The sequence below is a fragment of the Bifidobacterium vespertilionis genome (assembly GCF_008698145.1).
GTDB lineage: Bacteria > Actinomycetota > Actinomycetes > Actinomycetales > Bifidobacteriaceae > Bifidobacterium > Bifidobacterium vespertilionis.
In genome coordinates this window covers 24,473-41,484 of sequence record NZ_RZNZ01000007.1, presented here as the reverse complement: position 1 = coordinate 41,484, position 17,012 = coordinate 24,473, and the positions used below count along the sequence as shown (strand labels likewise).

The following is a 17,012-nucleotide window of genomic DNA, read 5'->3' as shown; positions in this document are numbered from 1 at the left end:
TACCCCCGTTTGAGAGGGGGCTGATGGGGTGAATCAGGCAGAACGATGTCGTACGCGCGACTGCAACTCCTCTCAGAATAGGAAGTGCGGGGCTCGGAGCTTGGAGAACAAAACACCTCTCTTCCCTCCGCCGACTCAGTCCCGCTAGCCTCCCTCCACAGGTCCCTAACCTGCTTCGTTCCCCGTCGGCCCCCTTTAACGGGGGTATGGGTGCTACACTTAAGGACAAGTGTAGGTAGCAGAGTGAGGAGCGCCATGAGGGGTCGTCGAGCCGGTAGAGGCCGTTGTGCCGGATCTTTCGTGGTGTGTTGAGCGCTTAGTTTGGTTGAGTTTCATGCGTATCGCGATGATAGGTCATAAGCGGATTCCGTCGAGGGAAGGCGGGATCGAGATCGTGGTTGAGGAACTGGCCACGCGGATGGCTGCGCGCGGAGAACAGGTTGTGGCATACAACCGCAAGGGGCACAACGTTGCCGGTAAGCGGTTCGACAGCGAGTCCAACCGTAGCGACAAGCCGTTTATGTACAAGGGCGTGAAGGTCGTCCCCGTTAGCACCATCGATGCGAAGGGTCTGGCCGCACTGTCGTCGTCGTTCTTCGCGACTATCAAGGCCATCAAGGCTCGGCCGGATGTGATCCACTATCATGCGGAGGGGCCGTGCGTGCCGTTGCGCTTGGCGCATTGGACGGGCATCCGCACGGTTGCGACGATCCACGGCCTGGACTGGCAGCGCGCGAAGTGGGGTAAGTTTGCGTCCACATACCTGAAGCTGGGCGAGCGAACCGCGGCGAAGTGCGCGGATGAGGTGATCGTACTGAGCCGCAACGTCCAGCAGTATTTCAAGGAAACGTATGGTCGGGACGTCCGATTCATCCCGAACGGAATTGAGCGCAACGAGCCTGTGCCGGCGGACGTGATCACAAGCAAGTACGGTCTTGTGAAGGACGGGTACGTTCTGTTTCTGGGCCGTATTGTGCCGGAGAAGGGCGTACACTACCTGATCGATGCATTCAAGCGGCTGGATACGGACAAGAAACTCGTCATCGCGGGCGGGGCTTCCGATTCCACTGAATACTACGACCGCGTCAAAGCGGCCGCACAGTCCGATCCGCGTATTGTGTTGACCGGATTCACGGAAGGCCAGGAGCTCGCCGAGCTCTATTCCAACGCATACGTGTATGTGCTGCCGAGCGATCTTGAGGGCATGCCGATGAGTCTGCTGGAGGCTCTGAGCTACGGCAACTGTTGCTTGACCTCGGACATTCCGGAGTGTGTCGAAGTGCTTGGGGATCACGGCGTGACGTTCCGCAAGAGCGATGTGGACGATCTTGCCGGCAAACTCAGCGCGCTTCTGGAGGATTTCGCTCGCGTTCAGGCGCTCAAGGATTTGGCCGCGGACTATGTCACCGCCAAGTACAGCTGGGACAACGTGGTGGACCGGACGCTTGCACTGTACCGAGGGGAGGCCGACTGATGAGGATTCTCCTGGTCAACAAGTATTTCTACCGCAAGGGTGGCGCCGAGACCTATTTCTTCGCGCTCGCGGAAGGGCTGAAGGCTCTGGGGCATGATGTTGCGTTCTTCTCGATGCAGCATCCGAACAATGAACCGAGCTACTGGAGCAAGTACTTTGTGTCCGAGAAGGATTACGTGGGCAAGATCAGCGCGTTCCAGCAGGTGAAGGAAGCCGCCACGCTGGTGTACTCGCTGGAGTCTAAGCGCAAGTTCGAGGCGTTGCTTGAGGAGTTTAAGCCGGACGTGATCCACATGAACAACGTCCATCGCCAGTTAACCCTGTCGATCTTGGACGCGCCGTATCTCAAGAAGCATCGTGTGTCGGTGGTGTACACCGCGCACGATTACATCCTGCTGTGCCCCGCCTACACGATGGTGGACGGTTCCGGGCATGTGTGCGATGATTGCCTTGACCGTCACTTCATCCATGCGGTGAAGAAGACCTGCGTGAAGGGTTCGAAGGCCAAGAGTGGTCTCGCCTTCATGGAGGCCGAGTTCCTCAAGTACCACCACAGCTACGACAAGATTGATAGAATCATCGCTCCCAGCGAGTTCATGAAGAAGAAGCTCGACGAGGGTGGATATGCCGGGCGCACCGTGGCCATGCAGAACTTTCTGACCGACAGCCAGATGGCCATGGCCCATAAGGTTGCGAACACCAACAAGTTCAATACGGTCGAGCCGTATTTCCTGTTCTTCGGCCGTCTCTCCAAGGAAAAGGGCATTCTCACCCTAGTCCACGCCTTCCTCCAAGCCGCTGGGCTTTCCTCTCGTCATCCTGAGGCCAAGCCCGAAGCGTCCCTCTCTCGTCATCCTGAGACTGAGCGCGTTGAGTTTTCTTCTTGTCATCCTGAGCGAAGCGCGCAGCGCGAAGTCGAAGGATCCTTAACCCCCTCCCCCCAGGTCCTCCCTCCCAATTGGACCCTCCACATCGTAGGTGACGGCCCAGAACGCTCCACCATCGAGCAGCTCATCGCCTCCGCTGGCTCAGAAGCCCAGAACCGCATCAAACTCCTAGGCTATAAAACTGGCGAAGACCTTCAGAGAGAGGTGGGCAACGCCCGTTTCAGTGTGCTTTGCTCCGAATGGCGCGAGAATATGCCATACTCCGGTCTTGAATCCTTGGCCGCGCAGACCCCGGTGATCGGCGCGAATATTGGCGGCATTCCCGAGTTGGTGGTGGAGGGAGAGACCGGATTCCGTTTTGGGAGCGGTGACCTGCATAGCCTGACTAAAACGCTGTACAAGGCGGCTGATGTAGATGAGCCGCGTTACTCCGCCATGCAACGGCAGTGCGTTCAGTACGTGCAGGAACGTTGCCAGCAGAGAGAGTATGCAGAGGAACTTGGACACGTGTATAGAACATGTCTCGGTACACCGATGCCTATTACGAACTCTGTAAATGGTGGGAAGTAGGCGAGCAAAGATTATGGTAGAGAATATGTCCTCTCAGTCGTCGCAGCGGCCCACGGTATCCGTTGTCGTTCCCATTTACAATGTGGAACGATATTTGCGCACATGTGTTGACAGTTTGCGCAAACAATCATTGAACAATATGGAGATCATTCTTGTCGATGACGGCTCTCCGGATCGAAGCGGCATCATCGCTGATGAGCTGGCATCACGCTATGACAGTGTCAAGGTTATTCATCAGAAGAATGCTGGTCTCGGTCCTGCACGCAACACAGGCATCGAACACGCTACCGGTGAGTATGTCGGGTTTGTGGACTCGGACGATTGGGTCGATGCCAACATGTTTGCTGATCTATACGCTGCTGCCAAGCGGAATCAGGCGGATATCGTATTTGGTGGCCACAAGGATATGGTCAACGGCAATGTGAACAATGTCAAGCCACATCCGTTGGCTGGTAAAACGTTGAATACGCGAACCGATATTCTCAGCGCTCGTGAGCGTCTATTTGGCCATTTACCTTATGATAGCGAGGTAGAATCTTTCCCGATGCGGGTATGGACAGGCATCTATAGGAACGATTTTCTTATGAAGCACGCTCTTCGTTTCAAACCGATTCTCTCTGAGGATACGATTTTCAATCTTTCCGCGTATCAGTGTGCGCAGGTAATCACCTTTACTGATGGGACGGCTTATTGCTATCGTATGGATGATCAGCCTTCCATCATGAGATCGTTTTCTTCCAAGAAACTAAATCAATACACGGCGTTTTTGGATGAGCTGTTCCGCATTGCTGAGCAGGATCCGCAATGTGAGAGGTGCATGTTGCGAGCACGCCGGATGGCTGTTGATTACTGCCGTCTGTACGTGGGGCTTATCGCTGGAGCTCGCCTATCATGGAGACAACAGTTACATGAGGTTCGTAGATTGGTGTCGAGCGATATGTTCAATCGCTATTGTCGCGACTACCCACTGGATAGTCTCCCTACACAACAGCGTCTGTTTCATGCTGCACTGATGTCGAATCGTTTGAATGAAGCACTATTGTTATTACATGTGCGTCAGTTGTTGAAGAAGAGGATTTGGAAATGACCTCAGGACATTCAAGCTTTAAACGTATCTTGCATCGCATTGGCGAGGAATGCAGATCGACTGCTGAAATCGCCCGCTTTACATCGTGGCCGGAGGCATTGGAAACCTTCAGAGCCAAGGTGGATATTCAAGTCATGAATCGTAACGGTTTCAAAGAACCGCCATCCGTTCGCAAGCGCTTGATACATAAGCACGAGATTTTGATGAAGTACTTCGAGAAGCGTTATGGCAGCTTTTACCGGAACTACGATTTCGGCGCTCCGATGCCTGCAAGCGATCCGGCCTTGGAGGGTAAGATTTGGGTTTGCTGGTGGCAGGGATTGGACCATGCGCCGTTGATTGTACAACGATGTGTGGAATCCATTAGGAGGAATGCCGGTAATCGCGAGGTGATCGTCATTACCGACGAGAACTATGAACAGTATGTGCATATTCCTCATTGGGTGAAAGCTAAGCAGGAAGCCGGCATCATCACAAGAACCAACCTTTCGGATCTGCTGAGGCTCTCGCTGCTAGCGGAACATGGCGGTTTGTGGTTGGATTCCACCTTCTATTGTTCAGGACCGCTAGAAGAGATGGCGTTCAGCAAGCCACTATGGTCCATCAAACGGCCTGATTACCTGCATTGCTCAATTGCGCAAGGGTATTTTGCTGGGTATTCTTTAGCCTGTGATGTTGAACATCGATGGATTTTCCGAGCTATTCGGGATTTTTTCCTTGAATACTGGAAGACAAGTAATTTTATGGTCGATTACCTTATGGTTGATTACATGATTGCGCTTGCGCAGCGATATGACGAGCAGGCTGGGCGCGATTTCAAGGCAATTGAACCCAACAATCCGCAGTGTGATGAATTGTACAAGGTGCTGGGAGAAACGTTCGACGAGGGAATATGGCAATCGCTGTCGAATGATACTTCGCTATTCAAACTGACGTGGAAGCAGAGCTTCCCTGAGGAATGTAGAGGAAAGCAAACATTTTATGCCAGATTAATTGAGTCGAATTAAAGTATGAATGATTCGTATAATTCGGAATCCATATGGGAGGGTGTAGACCGTGCATACAGTAGCATTGAGAAATATAGCGGAATTCCGCTTTAATGCACGTACAGGAACTCTGTTTATACTCTTCTTCACCATAATCATGGAAGCACTGATTTCAGTGTTCCATTTCCCTGGAACAATACGGTATCTTAATGATGTAGTCCTGCTTTCTGTAGTACCATCATTGTTTCATTACTATGTCCCCCTGTTAAAGAGACAGCATGCGACTTTAGTGCTATATGCAGTCTTATCATTATTCTCATTTGACATATTGACTGCCGTCATCAATATGGTAGAGCCTCAACTTGTATTATGGGCTATTAGGAACACATTTCGTGGGATAATCTATTGTTTTTCAGTCTTAGCCGTATTAAGAGTGGAAGATGTAGAAAAATTATTTAATTACCTATTCTGGTTGCAGATACCCAATTTATTGCTAGGAACTTACCAGTGGTTGTTTATTGATCAGGGTCTTGGCGATCAGGTACATGGTCTATTTGCAAATGGGGCAGGTGCAAACATGTTCAGTGTTGTTCTTGTGTCCTATTACCTTAACGCCTACCTCGCAAAAAGAAAGTCCCTATTTAAGGTAGGAATAACAATGATAGCCGCGATATTTATGGCGGTTATTGGTGAAGAAAAAACATGTTTCGTTTATCTGATTGCTATTTTGGTAATTTCGTTGTTGGTATCTAAGTGGTCATTAAGAACGATTTTCTTTTCTTGTTTGATAGCTGTAGTATGCTCGACAATGATAAATTGGATTCAAGCAGTTCGTCCAAGTATGTTAAATATCTTTTTTGATAGTCAAGAAACGAGTAATTATCTTACATCCTCTTGGGATAATGCATATGGAATTCCTCGTGTGGGTGCTTTTCATTATATCTCATCACGTTTCTTTGACAATGATCTCCTTAGAGAAATGATTGGTCTCGGCTTCGGCAATTGTGAGGACTCGCAGTTCTCGTTTCTGCAGTCTGATTTTGCTGATTCATATCGTAATTTATCATATAGAGTTTTTACGCACCAATGGACATTTCTCGAAACAGGGTATATAGGATTTATATTACTAGTTTTTTTCTTTATTTCTATTATCATATGCCTAATTTCAAATAGAATTCATAAAAGAACTATTAGTGATTCTGTTCTAAACATTACTTCGATCTGCATCGCAGTATGTTGTATAATATCAATGTGGAGCAACAGTACGATCAAACTTGACTCATCGTTTATTCCTTATTTTGGAATTTCGCTAGGTTTTCTACTTTATAGAAGGAATTTGAACGGAGTATCTAATGATTGATAAACTATTGTCTGTTATCATACCAGTGTATAATGCTGAGCAATATATATCGAATTGTTTGGATTCTGTTCTCTCTCAATCTGTTGAGCTGGAAGTTATATTAGTAGATGATGGATCAACTGATTCTAGTGGTGAAATATGTAGAAGATATGCAAGAGAAGATACTCGCGTTAGATATTTTGAAAAACAAAATGGTGGAGTGTCGTCTGCTAGAAACTATGGATTAGAAAAAATACTCGGCGAGTTTGTCACCTTTGTAGACAGTGATGATGCTGTGTGTCCGGGAGCATTTGCAGAGATGTTTAGGGCTTTTCAAGATGATCTAGTCGATATAGTTTGTTGTGGTATTCAGCGCTTAAATTCGAGAGGTGAGCGCAGCGTCTTTATATGTAATTCTGATTCAGCGATAGCTATGAATTCAAGCCAAGCAATGTCAGAGTGTCTGAAGCGAGGTAAAATAGGTTTTACTGTATATGCTAAAATATTTAGAAGAAATTTATTTGAGTTCAATCCTGAAGTACGTTTTCCTGTAGGACAGCTTATGGAAGAAGCTTATATTCTACCAGAATTATTTAAACGTTCTCGACGGATATATCATATAGGAAAAATAGGCTATTCGTATTATATGAGACCGAACAGTTATACGACTAAGTCTTTGACTACTGAATGTTTTGCTATTTATGATACTGCTAATAGATATGAAATTGAACTTCCGCTTTTATTTCCAGGATTCAATATGAATTATCTATATTCCTGGCGTGTTACGCAATGTGTAAATTTATATCGCACTGCTTTGTTAAATCAAGCTTCAATTGATAAAGTGGTTTTCGACAGAATTCGTCATGAATTTTGGCGATATGTTCCTACATCATTTTTTGGAAATACAATTTCTATGCGTGAAAAGATTGTTGTTCTTGAGACCATTTCTCATCTTTTCATAATTCGCAAGAAAATTCTTGGAAGGATTTAAAATGATCTTTGCTGATAAACAGTGTGTTTTTATTCTTCCATATTTTGGTAAGTTTAATAATTATTTTCCTTTATTCCTTCGGTCATGTGGGTATAATCCTTCGTTTGATTTTTTCATCTTTACAGACAATACTGTTGAATATGATTATCCGAGCAACGTGCATGTCATTTCTATGACATTGGATGAGTTTAAGACGATTGCAAAGAGTAAACTCGGATTTCCTCCATGCATTCCGAGCCCTTATAAATTATGCGACTTCAAGCCTGCATACGGAATTATATTCGAGGACTATATTAGCGATTACAAGTTCTGGGGACATTGTGACTGCGATTTAGTATTCGGAAATCTTGAGAAGATATTATCTCCTATTCTACTTCAGAATTATGAAAAAATTTTTTCTGCCGGTCATTTGACAGTCTACCGAAATGAATATGCTAACAATAGGAGATTCATGAAGGCCCTTAATGGTAGGCGTCTTTATATCGAAGCTTTTACTACTGACCGTATTTATGTGTTTGATGAGGACAATCCTGATCCCGAAAAGAATCCGGATCGATGTAATGTGCATTCTATTTTTCTCAATGATCACGTTCCTATCTATTTGGAGGACGTATCAATGAATATATCCATGTTACATGATCACATACGACGTTCTTATTATGTTCCTGAAACAAGAACATTTGTCCGTGATCCTTATACTCCTTCTAGACTTTATTGGATGGAAGGAAGTATTTTACTAGTTCAGTGGCATGGCGGTACTCGAAAACTATCCACTTCGGAATATTTGTATGCACATTTTCATTCACGTAAAATGCGAATTTCGGATTCTGTTCTACGTGCAGATGTTATAGAGATACGTCCTGATAGATTTGTTGCTATTGATCATATTCCTAATACACGTTTTGATATGCATCTATTGTCACTTAGACTCCCGAGTTTATTTTGGCTTGATGTTTTTTCAAAGCGTGTGAAAAAGAAATTCTTAAAATTGTTTACAAGACCGTAATTTTGTTTTATTGTTTATAATCCATACGGGAGACAACTTATGAATAATATATATGTGTCTACAATAATTGACTCTTATAATTATGGTACTGTACTTCAAGCTGTTGCCACAAGAGATGTACTTTCAGAGTATGGTAAACCATATTTTATAGATTACTGTAGACCCGATTGGACTTCTATAGGACTTAGACAAATTTATCTTCGCGACAAGCATCATAATCCTGCAATCAATCTGTTGCGCTATTGTGTGGCGTTTCCTAATCTTAGAAAAAATAAATATATATTTCGGTCCTTTGTTGAACGACAGTTGGATCTTGTAGATTCGACGCCATATTTGGAAGGAGGCCCCTTCGATGCTAACGCCATATACTGCGTAGGTAGCGATCAAACTTGGAATGAAGAGTTGAATAAAGGGATCGATCCTGTTTATACACTTATGCATGTTCCACAATATATGAAAAAGTTTTCGTTCTCTGCAAGCTTCGGGCGCCCCAGCATACCTGACCGTGAGGCCACAATGATGAAGCCTCTTCTTGAACAGTTCACTGCTATTTCTGTGAGAGAAAGTTCCAGTGTCAAGATATTAAATGATATGGGGATAAAAACAGGTGTAGCATTAAAGGATCCTGTTTTATTGTGTAGACCGCAATTGTGGCATGAACTGAGTGAGAATGTTGCGGAAATGTCACAATCATATGTTCTTATATACATGTTGAATGAGAATCCTCGTATGGTAGAGTATGCTAGATTGTTGGCATCTAGTGAAAGAATTACTGTTCGAATTATTAGGTTTAACAGGACTAAACCTGTCCCTTCTGGGTGTGAACCGATCTACCAACCTAGCCCGGAACAATGGGTTGCTTGTTTCCGTGATGCAAAATACATTGTAACTGATTCATTCCACGGTACATGTTTTTCGATCTTATTTCAAAAGCCAATGATTGTATTTAATCCACCACGCTACTCAATTCGTTTGTCAGATGTACTTAAAGATTTTGGTCTTACTGAAAGACGTGTTGCTGATGATGAATCAATATCTAAGATAAGCATCGCTAGTGATCCCATCGATTGGAACCATGTTAATAATGCGATGTCTGTATTTCAAACTCAAGCGCGTAATTTTCTTAAAAGCGTTATTAATATAGAGCCGTAACAATAGTAAAGGAGAATCTCTATGGGTGTTAAAGCAATTGTGAAGAATATTCTTCCTCAATATCTTGTGGAGCATATAAGGAATGCTAAGTCTACGATGATTCTCTCGCGAGAATATAAAATTCAAGCAAAACGTTTTCGAGAGAGCTATTCCCGTGAGTGGTCTACTGGGAAGATGCAGGTGCAATCTAGAACGATGTTTTTGACGCACCAACTTGAAAAGGGACTTAGCCATAAAAATTTTCGATATGGATTTGGGTTGGGTGTATTTGAAGCACTAGGTACTATGCTTACTCGTTTTGAAAATGCTGATTCTCAATATCTCATTAATCCAGTATATAAAGAATGTATGTCTGCGATTCATGAGTATATTATTCGTCACCAGCGAGCAGGTAAAGATTTATCTAAGCAATCGCAGTTTCTTTCTCATGAACAGTGGAATCGAGCTTTGAACTGGGAAGAAAAAGACGGGGGAACTGCTATTCTTCTTGCAAAAGATAAAATCAATAATTCTGAGTTACCATTTTCTGCTCTGGTGCAGCATCGTCATTCGTTGCGTGAATACTCTAATCAACCTGTGACACAGAATGAGCTTCGGCAGGCAGTGCAACTTGCGACTTCTGCTCCATCGGCATGTAACCGTCAACCAGCGAGAGTTGTTGAGGTTCTCGATCAGAAACTTATTGCCCAACTTCTTAACATTCAAGGGGGAGTTCGTGGCTATGCTACGCCTCCGGCTTTATTGTTGGTTACTGCTAAGCAAAGTGTATTTATGGGGACGAATGAACGCAACCAGGGATACGTTGATGGAGGTCTTTTTAGTATGATGCTTCTTTTATCTTTAGAATCTATTGGACTTGCCTCTTGTCCTTTGCACACAATGTTTGATGGGTATAAAGACCAAATGACCCGCGATCTACTTCACATTCCGGATGATGAGATTTTGATTATGTATATTGAAGTCGGTCATTATCCCGATCGAGCAATGACTCCTCAATCTACGCGCCTTCCAGTTGACGATGTATTGAGAGTTGTTAAGTGAGGATTCTAAAATGAACAAACAGATCGCGATTCTTACCATTAATGATTACTTGAACTATGGTAATCGTCTTCAGAATTATGCTTTGCAGGAAGTATTGAGAAAATTTGGTGAGGTGACCACGCTTCGTGGTGTGGATAGCGTACTTTCCAGTAAGGCTTATATGGTAGCAACTATCCGGTATTGGATGATGATGCTTAAACCAGGTGTAAGCCATGCTATGGCGGTACGCATGTATCGTTCAAAAGCCTTTACCCGGAATCTTGTCAATGATTCGAAAGCCATTCTCGATGTTAACGGGATTCACGGTAAAGCTGGATATCATTCTGATTTAGTTGTCATTGGTTCCGATCAGGTATGGAATTATCGCTGGTTGGATGATGATACTTTTCGGATGCGGCTTGGATTATGCAGTAGAGATATCCCAACGATCAGCTATGCAGCAAGCATAGGAGTTTCATCGCTAACTGATGATGTCCAGGACATCTTCAGGGAAGGTGTTGAATATCTTAAAGCTATAAGTGTCCGTGAGGATAAAGCAAAGGAAATTGTTGAGTCTTGTTCTGATCGCACTGCTACCGTGGTATTGGATCCCACCCTACTTTTGTCGAGAGATCAATGGAAAATTATCGCTTCATCTAAGGTTACTCCTAAAGAGCAATATGTTTTAACATATTTCCTTGGTCAGCCTACGGATCGACAGGAAAAAATCATTAAGGATTATGCTGATAAGCATAAATTAAAAATATGTCGAATGCTTGATAATCGTGATGTGCAAAGACTCTCTGCTGGTCCTGCTGAATTCGTAGATTTATTCCTTCATGCCGATATGATTTTTGCAGATTCATATCATGCATGTTGTTTCTCTATTATATTTAATAAGCAATTCAAAGTTTTCAATCGTGAGGGAAGTACTTCAAAAAAAGGAATAAACATGAATTCTCGGTTGGAGACGCTTTTTCGCGTTTTTGGAATACACGGATTTCTGTCTGAAGATAATCTAATTCCTGAGATTAATTATTCTTGTGTTAATAAAAGACATGAAGAACTACGGGTTAAATCTTTAAAATGGCTTGAAAGTGCAATTGTAGATGCAACTTCTTAAGTATATAGAATCTTGTCTTGATTTCATGTATTGTGGTCGTGGATGATTATGGCTAAACATAAAAATATATCTTTGAAAAAAAATTTTTTGATGAACGCGTTATTGACGAGTTCTAGTTTTATTTTTCCACTTATTACTTTTCCGTATGTATCTCGTATTCTGCTTGCAGATGGTAATGGAAAAATAAATTTTGCAACTTCTATTATTAATTATTTCTTGTTGTTGTCTTCATTAGGCATTCCACTGTATGGTGTTAGATCGTGTGCGGTTGTACGTGATGATAAACGTAAACTGTCCCGTCTTGTGCAAGAACTGTTTATTATTAATGTTATCACCACAGTATTATCTCTTCTGCTATTATTTGTCTCTATTGTTCTTGTTCCTAAATTCCAAGATTATGAAGGACTGTTACTGATTCTTTCATGCAATATATGGTTAAGAACAATTGGTATGGAATGGCTGTATCAGGCATTAGAACAGTACTCATATATTACAATACGCTCTCTTGTGTTCAAAGTCATAGGTATTGTTTTAATGTTTGCTTTTGTCCGTCAACATAGCGATTATATGATTTATGCGCTAGTGACTGTTATTGGTGGTAGCGGATCACTGGTCCTTAATTTTGGTCGGACTTTTAGCATTGTAGATCGTGTTCCATTTTCTGAATGTAATTTAATGCATCACATTAAACCTATCCTTGGATTCTTCTTATTGTCTGCTGCATGGTCACTGTATGCTAATATGGACACTGCATTGTTAGGCTTTTTGAGTAATGATACTCAGACTGGATACTATGGCGCTGCAGTCAAGATCAAGCAGATGCTTCTGGCATGTATTTCCGCTCTTGGGACGGTAATGCTTCCTCGTCTGTCCAATTATTATGGAAAGCACAAAGATTCTGAGTTCTATGCCTTGCTACGTAAAAATAGTTCTTTCATAATGATTGCAGGTTTTGCAATTACATTCTTCTGTATTATCAATGCAAAACCTATTATTGTGCTTTTATCTGGAAATACTTATGTGCCTGCGGTCCCGGCTATGCAAATTATCATGATACCTATTATTTTGAGTGGAGTATCTACGATGCTAGGGAACAACGTGCTTATTGCTCAGGGGAAGGAACGCGTTACTACAATTGCTACGCTTATCAGTTTTGTAATCATTATTATTATTGATTTTTTTTTAATTCCCAAGTTTGGCGCGATTGGAACTGCAATCGGAACTGCAATCGGCACTTTTGTAGTGGTTGCTATTGAGGTAATATACTTAAGGTCAAGTATTCTTTTATTATTTGAGGTCTCAAGTATATTTAAAAGTTTGTTCTCAGGATTCATTGCTTCTGTAGTAATGGTAGCTATTTCTAATTTTGTTCCGCTTCTTGGCAGGAGCATTTTCTTAGGGCTTTTTGTCAATGGTGTAATTTTCTGTATTATATATGCTATTTCTTTGATAGTGCTTCGTGATAAATTTGTTTTGGATACTTTAAGTGGATTACGAAAATAGACTATTGTTGTTCCATGAGTGGTGGTAAGTTGTTTTGTCGTTGAGAGAGAAAGAGAAGAGTGCTTTCCGAGCTGGATATGTCTCGACCAATATAAACAAGTAACCGTAAAGCGCCTGATGAACAGTATATTCAAACGTCTCTTTAACATCAAAGGCATGGTCGTCGAGAACGTTCGTATCGTCGACGAGCCCGTGTGCCTCAACCCGTACTCGAGGTGCGGTACACCCGCGCGCGGGCCTGCTCCGATGCTCCCGCTGCGTCAGACGTCGGTGCAGCTACGACCGCGGCGATGGGAGCGTCGTTGGCGTCATCAGGATTTCGGCTGCTGGCGGGTGGAGCCGGGAAGCCGGTTCACGCGTGATTTCGAGGCGGAGTGCGCGTGGGTGATGACGGTCGCCAGCCAGAGGACCGTGAGCGGTTTCCTGCACGTGGCATGGAGGACCGCCGGCCAGATCGCCCGCAGGGTCGCCGGCCGGCTGAAGGCTGCGGTGCCCTCGCTGTTCGACGGGCTGCACGCGATCGGCGTGGACGCGACCAGCTACCGCAAGGGCCACACGTACATCACCGTCGTCCTCGATCACGAGCGGCGTCGGGTCATCTGGGCGCACGACGGGTACGGCAGGGACGTGTTCGACCTGTTCTTCAAGCAGCTCACCGACGAGCAGCGCGCCTCCATCCGGGTCGTCACGGGCGACGGCGCGAAGTGGATCGACTCGTGCGTCGGCGAGTGGTGCCCCGCCGCGCAGCGCGTGCTCGACGGGTTCCACATCGTCTCGTGGATGACCGGCGCGCTCGACAGGGTCCGCAAACGCCTGTGGAACGACGCGAGGCACTACGGCGACCGGGAGGGCGTGAAGCGCATGCGTGTGACGGTTTGCTCGCCGAAGGCCTTGAACATGTCGTCGATGATGCGTCCCGCCCGCAGTCCCTCGTCCTTGGCCCATTGCCTGACCTGTTCGATGCAGGCCCCGCGCATGCCCGCGGGTCCGCCGTAGCGTTCGAGCAGGGCGAGGGTCGCGTCCCGGGTGGCGCGTTCGCCCTTCAGGACGCGTTCGAACGCGGGGTGGTCTGCAGGAGCATGCTGCGCAGCCGGTTGATGTGGCGGGTGGATTCGTGGGCGAGGTCCTCGTCGTGGCCCGCGAGGATCCTCAGGGCGGCGAGGGTCTCGTCGTCGGGTCCCGCGTCCCGCAGGCTCTCGGGGAGTTTGAGCGCGGCCCATGCGATCACGTACGCGTCCCTGCGGTCGGTCTTTGCGACGCCGGGCAGGAGCTGCGCGGTCCTGCGCATGGCGGTGCCGGGCGGGTAGGCGACCGGCACCGCCATGCTCCGGGCCACGGCCAGCGGCAGGGAGCCGATGGTGTTGGGCTGGTCGACGACCAGGAGCACGCGCCCGCGTTCGGAGAGCTTCCCGGTATCGCGCGGATGGCCTGCTCGTCCTGTTTGAGCGGCTTGTCGTACAGGGTGCGGCCGTCATGGTCGAGGGATGTTGACCGGTGCGACCATCTGGAGCGGTGGATCAAGCGCCGGCTCTACGCTGTCGGATCGTGCTGGCATGCGCGGAGGGCCTCTCGAACAGGGAAGCGGTCAAGCTCTGGTCGGCGCGAGCCTGCCGACGGTGAGCAAATGGCGGGGCCTGTTCCTTGAGCTGCGGCACGACAGCCTGTCGGATCAACCGCGTTCGGGCAGGCTGTCGACGACCACCGGGACTTACAAACATAGTAATGGGCAAAACGTTCTGTCAGTTATCCGTCTGATGGAACGTTTTGGATTTGAAGCCTATGGAGGAGCCTTGTTCCTTAAGTCCGCCGGTCCATTGGTCAAGGAACCGGAACGGCACATTTAGTCCGTTTTCGGCTTTGAATGTATCTATTCCTTTGTCTGGGTTTGCTGGATCTCCGTATTCGGCGACGATCATCTGCCTAAGCAGGATCGGGTGCTCATCTCCGACGTGTACGGGTTCCTCTTTTCTCCATCCCCTCGCGCTAAGCTGTATCCGTAGCGAACGTGTCCTGTCCGCATCAATGATTCCGAGGTTGCTTGCACGACTTATCATTGACGATATGGACATGCCCCATCCCGCTTTGAGCCGCACTAGGTCGGCGAGCATGAGGTGTCGAGGCATGATGAGTTCGGCGTCTCTTTGAGGCATGAGCAGAGCGCCCGCGAATTGGTGAGCCTCCCTTTCCATCTCCCGGTAAAGACGAGGCCTACGGTATCGATGCAGGATTAAGTGGCCGAGTTCGTGCGCGATGGTGAATCTGAGTCTGTCCCCTGTATGTCCCTTCGTGCTGTATCCGATGACTGGGATGCCTTTGCCGTTTGGCTGCGTCACCCCATCACTGTTGAGCTGTGCGGTCTGTTTTGAGGTCAACGCATGGAGCGGTGCCACCACAATTCCTCTTTTCTCTATGGCGCGTGTGAGGTTGGGGATACTGCCTGATTTATCGAGCCCAAGATGGGTTCGGGTGTTGTCTGCTAGACGCTCTATACGGTTCTGCTCCAATTCGCTTTCATGTGGTGCTACGACATCAATCCACGATGTCTTAGATTGCAGCCGCAATGCGGCGGATAGCTTCCGGACGACGGAGCGAAGCAACGCATATTCTGCAGCTATGGCATTCAACTCCCCGACCGACGCGCTTGATGTATGACGATATGTTAGATCCACAACAGGGGCAGGCTCATCATGATCTAGAAAGAACGATAGCGGGTAGTCAGTTGCCATGGAAATTTTCCGCGCGGCATCATCGGTGAACTCAATCTGCTTGTTCTGCAACTTGCTGAGTGTTCCTTGGGCCATACCGGTTTCTTCAGCGAGTCTTTTCTGGGTCATTCGTTCGATCTGGCGGAGCAGAACGACCCTGTCAGGATTGTAATTCACGTTTTCTCCTTTATTTCCTTACTACTTGAACTCTAGCAATCCACCTTCTCTTCGGTCATAAGGTTCGACAGGATATCGACCTCGTCATCGGGCTCGGGCTCAAATCCCGGCGTCCAACCACGACCGTCCCCGCCGTCCGACATGATGGGAAACGAATATGCAGACTTGCCTTTCGTGCCGTATCTCCCTGGGCTCAGAGGCTTGTACACGCGAAGGAATGCTGGATCGGGGAAAAGGTAATCGCAGGCGATGGTGAGCCTGATTTCACTCAAGTCAGGCTGTCCGAAGACGTTGGTCGTAAGTTGCCCAACACCTTTCGCTCCCTTCTGACTGTATCGTGCTTTAGCCGACAGCGTATGACCGGCACACGGAAGACCACGTGTGACTGGGTCTACCGCGTGGAAATAAGAGGTTACTCCTGTGGGAGTGTGGACAAGATGGAAGAACCCCGAATCGTCGACCTCCCACCATCTGGCTGGATGGAATTCCTTCCATGCTTTTGCCATGTGCATATTGATGAGCAATGCTGCGATCCGCATCTTCTGCCGATCGTCAAAACGCTTAGACGAGGAGAGATCCTTCCTGATATTCGCAGAACAGTCCCGGACGAATTCGGGTAAAAGCTCGCAGAGGGGACTAAAGACTTCCATGACCGCATGCTTTTCATCGATTTTCGAGATATCCACAGCAGTAGCATCCTTTCATTTTCCCCGGATCACTTCTAAAAGAATATTTTAGCACTGAATGTTACATACGAGAACGTGGCATGTCGCGATGGTTGATCACCTGTCAAACCTCCCAGGAGGAACTGCCGACTGCCTGTCCAACCATCTGCTCATCGGCGCGGTTGTGGCCCGTTCCCCGTACGTCGCGAGTCTGAGTATGCTCAAACGTCGCATGTCCCTAATCTTGCTCATCAGACGATGCTGGTTGCGCTTTGTCCATCCGCCGGTCAGTTTCATCGGATCGCGCCTCAGCTCGTTCCTGCACCT

At 46.7% G+C, this 17,012-nt stretch carries 15 protein-coding genes; 12 read left to right on the top strand and 3 right to left on the bottom strand.

Annotated elements, in window-relative coordinates:
• Nucleotides 1-334: 334 nt before the first annotated feature.
• From EMO90_RS06140 to EMO90_RS12405, 12 genes are all read left to right on the top strand, one after another.
• The gene (locus EMO90_RS06140) at nucleotides 335-1,474 is read left to right on the top strand and encodes a glycosyltransferase family 4 protein (protein WP_150354796.1); all 1,140 of its coding nucleotides are present in this window, start codon (nucleotides 335-337) and stop codon (nucleotides 1,472-1,474) included.
• Nucleotides 1,474-2,931 carry a glycosyltransferase gene (locus EMO90_RS06135; RefSeq protein ID WP_150354797.1) on the top strand — a complete coding sequence of 486 codons (1,458 nt, stop codon included), beginning with the start codon at nucleotides 1,474-1,476 and terminating at the stop codon, nucleotides 2,929-2,931. The genes EMO90_RS06140 and EMO90_RS06135 overlap by 1 nt, the downstream gene beginning before the upstream one ends.
• Nucleotides 2,918-4,018 (top strand): glycosyltransferase, encoded by a 1,101-nt coding sequence (locus tag EMO90_RS06130; protein WP_150354798.1) that lies wholly within the window; start codon nucleotides 2,918-2,920, stop codon nucleotides 4,016-4,018. Before EMO90_RS06135 ends, EMO90_RS06130 begins: the two co-directional genes overlap by 14 nt.
• Complete coding sequence (locus EMO90_RS06125; protein ID WP_150354799.1) at nucleotides 4,015-5,025, top strand: capsular polysaccharide synthesis protein; 1,011 nt, start codon at nucleotides 4,015-4,017, stop codon at nucleotides 5,023-5,025. Before EMO90_RS06130 ends, EMO90_RS06125 begins: the two co-directional genes overlap by 4 nt.
• Nucleotides 5,026-5,161: 136 nt before the next feature.
• Nucleotides 5,162-6,364, top strand: a complete 1,203-nt coding sequence (locus EMO90_RS06120; protein ID WP_150354800.1) for a hypothetical protein — start codon at nucleotides 5,162-5,164, stop codon at nucleotides 6,362-6,364.
• The gene (locus EMO90_RS06115) at nucleotides 6,357-7,334 is read left to right on the top strand and encodes a glycosyltransferase family 2 protein (RefSeq protein ID WP_150354801.1); all 978 of its coding nucleotides are present in this window, start codon (nucleotides 6,357-6,359) and stop codon (nucleotides 7,332-7,334) included. The genes EMO90_RS06120 and EMO90_RS06115 overlap by 8 nt, the downstream gene beginning before the upstream one ends.
• A gap of 1 nt (nucleotide 7,335) precedes the next feature.
• The gene (locus EMO90_RS06110; protein WP_150354802.1) at nucleotides 7,336-8,340 is read left to right on the top strand and encodes a DUF6625 family protein; all 1,005 of its coding nucleotides are present in this window, start codon (nucleotides 7,336-7,338) and stop codon (nucleotides 8,338-8,340) included.
• 54 nt (nucleotides 8,341-8,394) lie between these two features.
• Complete coding sequence (locus EMO90_RS06105) at nucleotides 8,395-9,492, top strand: polysaccharide pyruvyl transferase family protein (RefSeq protein ID WP_223849834.1); 1,098 nt, start codon at nucleotides 8,395-8,397, stop codon at nucleotides 9,490-9,492.
• Nucleotides 9,493-9,513: 21 nt separating this feature from the next.
• Nucleotides 9,514-10,533, top strand: a complete 1,020-nt coding sequence (locus EMO90_RS06100) for a nitroreductase family protein (RefSeq protein ID WP_150354804.1) — start codon at nucleotides 9,514-9,516, stop codon at nucleotides 10,531-10,533.
• A gap of 10 nt (nucleotides 10,534-10,543) precedes the next feature.
• The gene (locus EMO90_RS06095) at nucleotides 10,544-11,635 is read left to right on the top strand and encodes a polysaccharide pyruvyl transferase family protein (protein ID WP_150354805.1); all 1,092 of its coding nucleotides are present in this window, start codon (nucleotides 10,544-10,546) and stop codon (nucleotides 11,633-11,635) included.
• 48 nt (nucleotides 11,636-11,683) lie between these two features.
• The gene (locus EMO90_RS06090) at nucleotides 11,684-13,138 is read left to right on the top strand and encodes a flippase (protein WP_190972086.1); all 1,455 of its coding nucleotides are present in this window, start codon (nucleotides 11,684-11,686) and stop codon (nucleotides 13,136-13,138) included.
• Nucleotides 13,139-13,294: 156 nt separating this feature from the next.
• Complete coding sequence (locus EMO90_RS12405; RefSeq protein WP_190972087.1) at nucleotides 13,295-14,134, top strand: transposase; 840 nt, start codon at nucleotides 13,295-13,297, stop codon at nucleotides 14,132-14,134.
• A gap of 46 nt (nucleotides 14,135-14,180) precedes the next feature.
• Here EMO90_RS12405 and EMO90_RS12400 read toward each other — a convergent pair whose 3' ends face one another.
• The 3 genes from EMO90_RS12400 to EMO90_RS06070 form a co-directional block, all read right to left on the bottom strand.
• Nucleotides 14,181-14,525, bottom strand: coding sequence for an IS110 family transposase (locus EMO90_RS12400; protein ID WP_190972092.1), 345 nt, complete (start codon nucleotides 14,523-14,525; stop codon nucleotides 14,181-14,183).
• 352 nt (nucleotides 14,526-14,877) lie between these two features.
• Nucleotides 14,878-16,020 (bottom strand): XRE family transcriptional regulator, encoded by a 1,143-nt coding sequence (locus EMO90_RS06075; RefSeq protein ID WP_150354808.1) that lies wholly within the window; start codon nucleotides 16,018-16,020, stop codon nucleotides 14,878-14,880.
• Between the two features lie 32 nt (nucleotides 16,021-16,052).
• Nucleotides 16,053-16,706 carry a hypothetical protein gene (locus EMO90_RS06070; RefSeq protein ID WP_150354809.1) on the bottom strand — a complete coding sequence of 218 codons (654 nt, stop codon included), beginning with the start codon at nucleotides 16,704-16,706 and terminating at the stop codon, nucleotides 16,053-16,055.
• Between the last annotated feature and the right edge of the window lie 306 nt (nucleotides 16,707-17,012).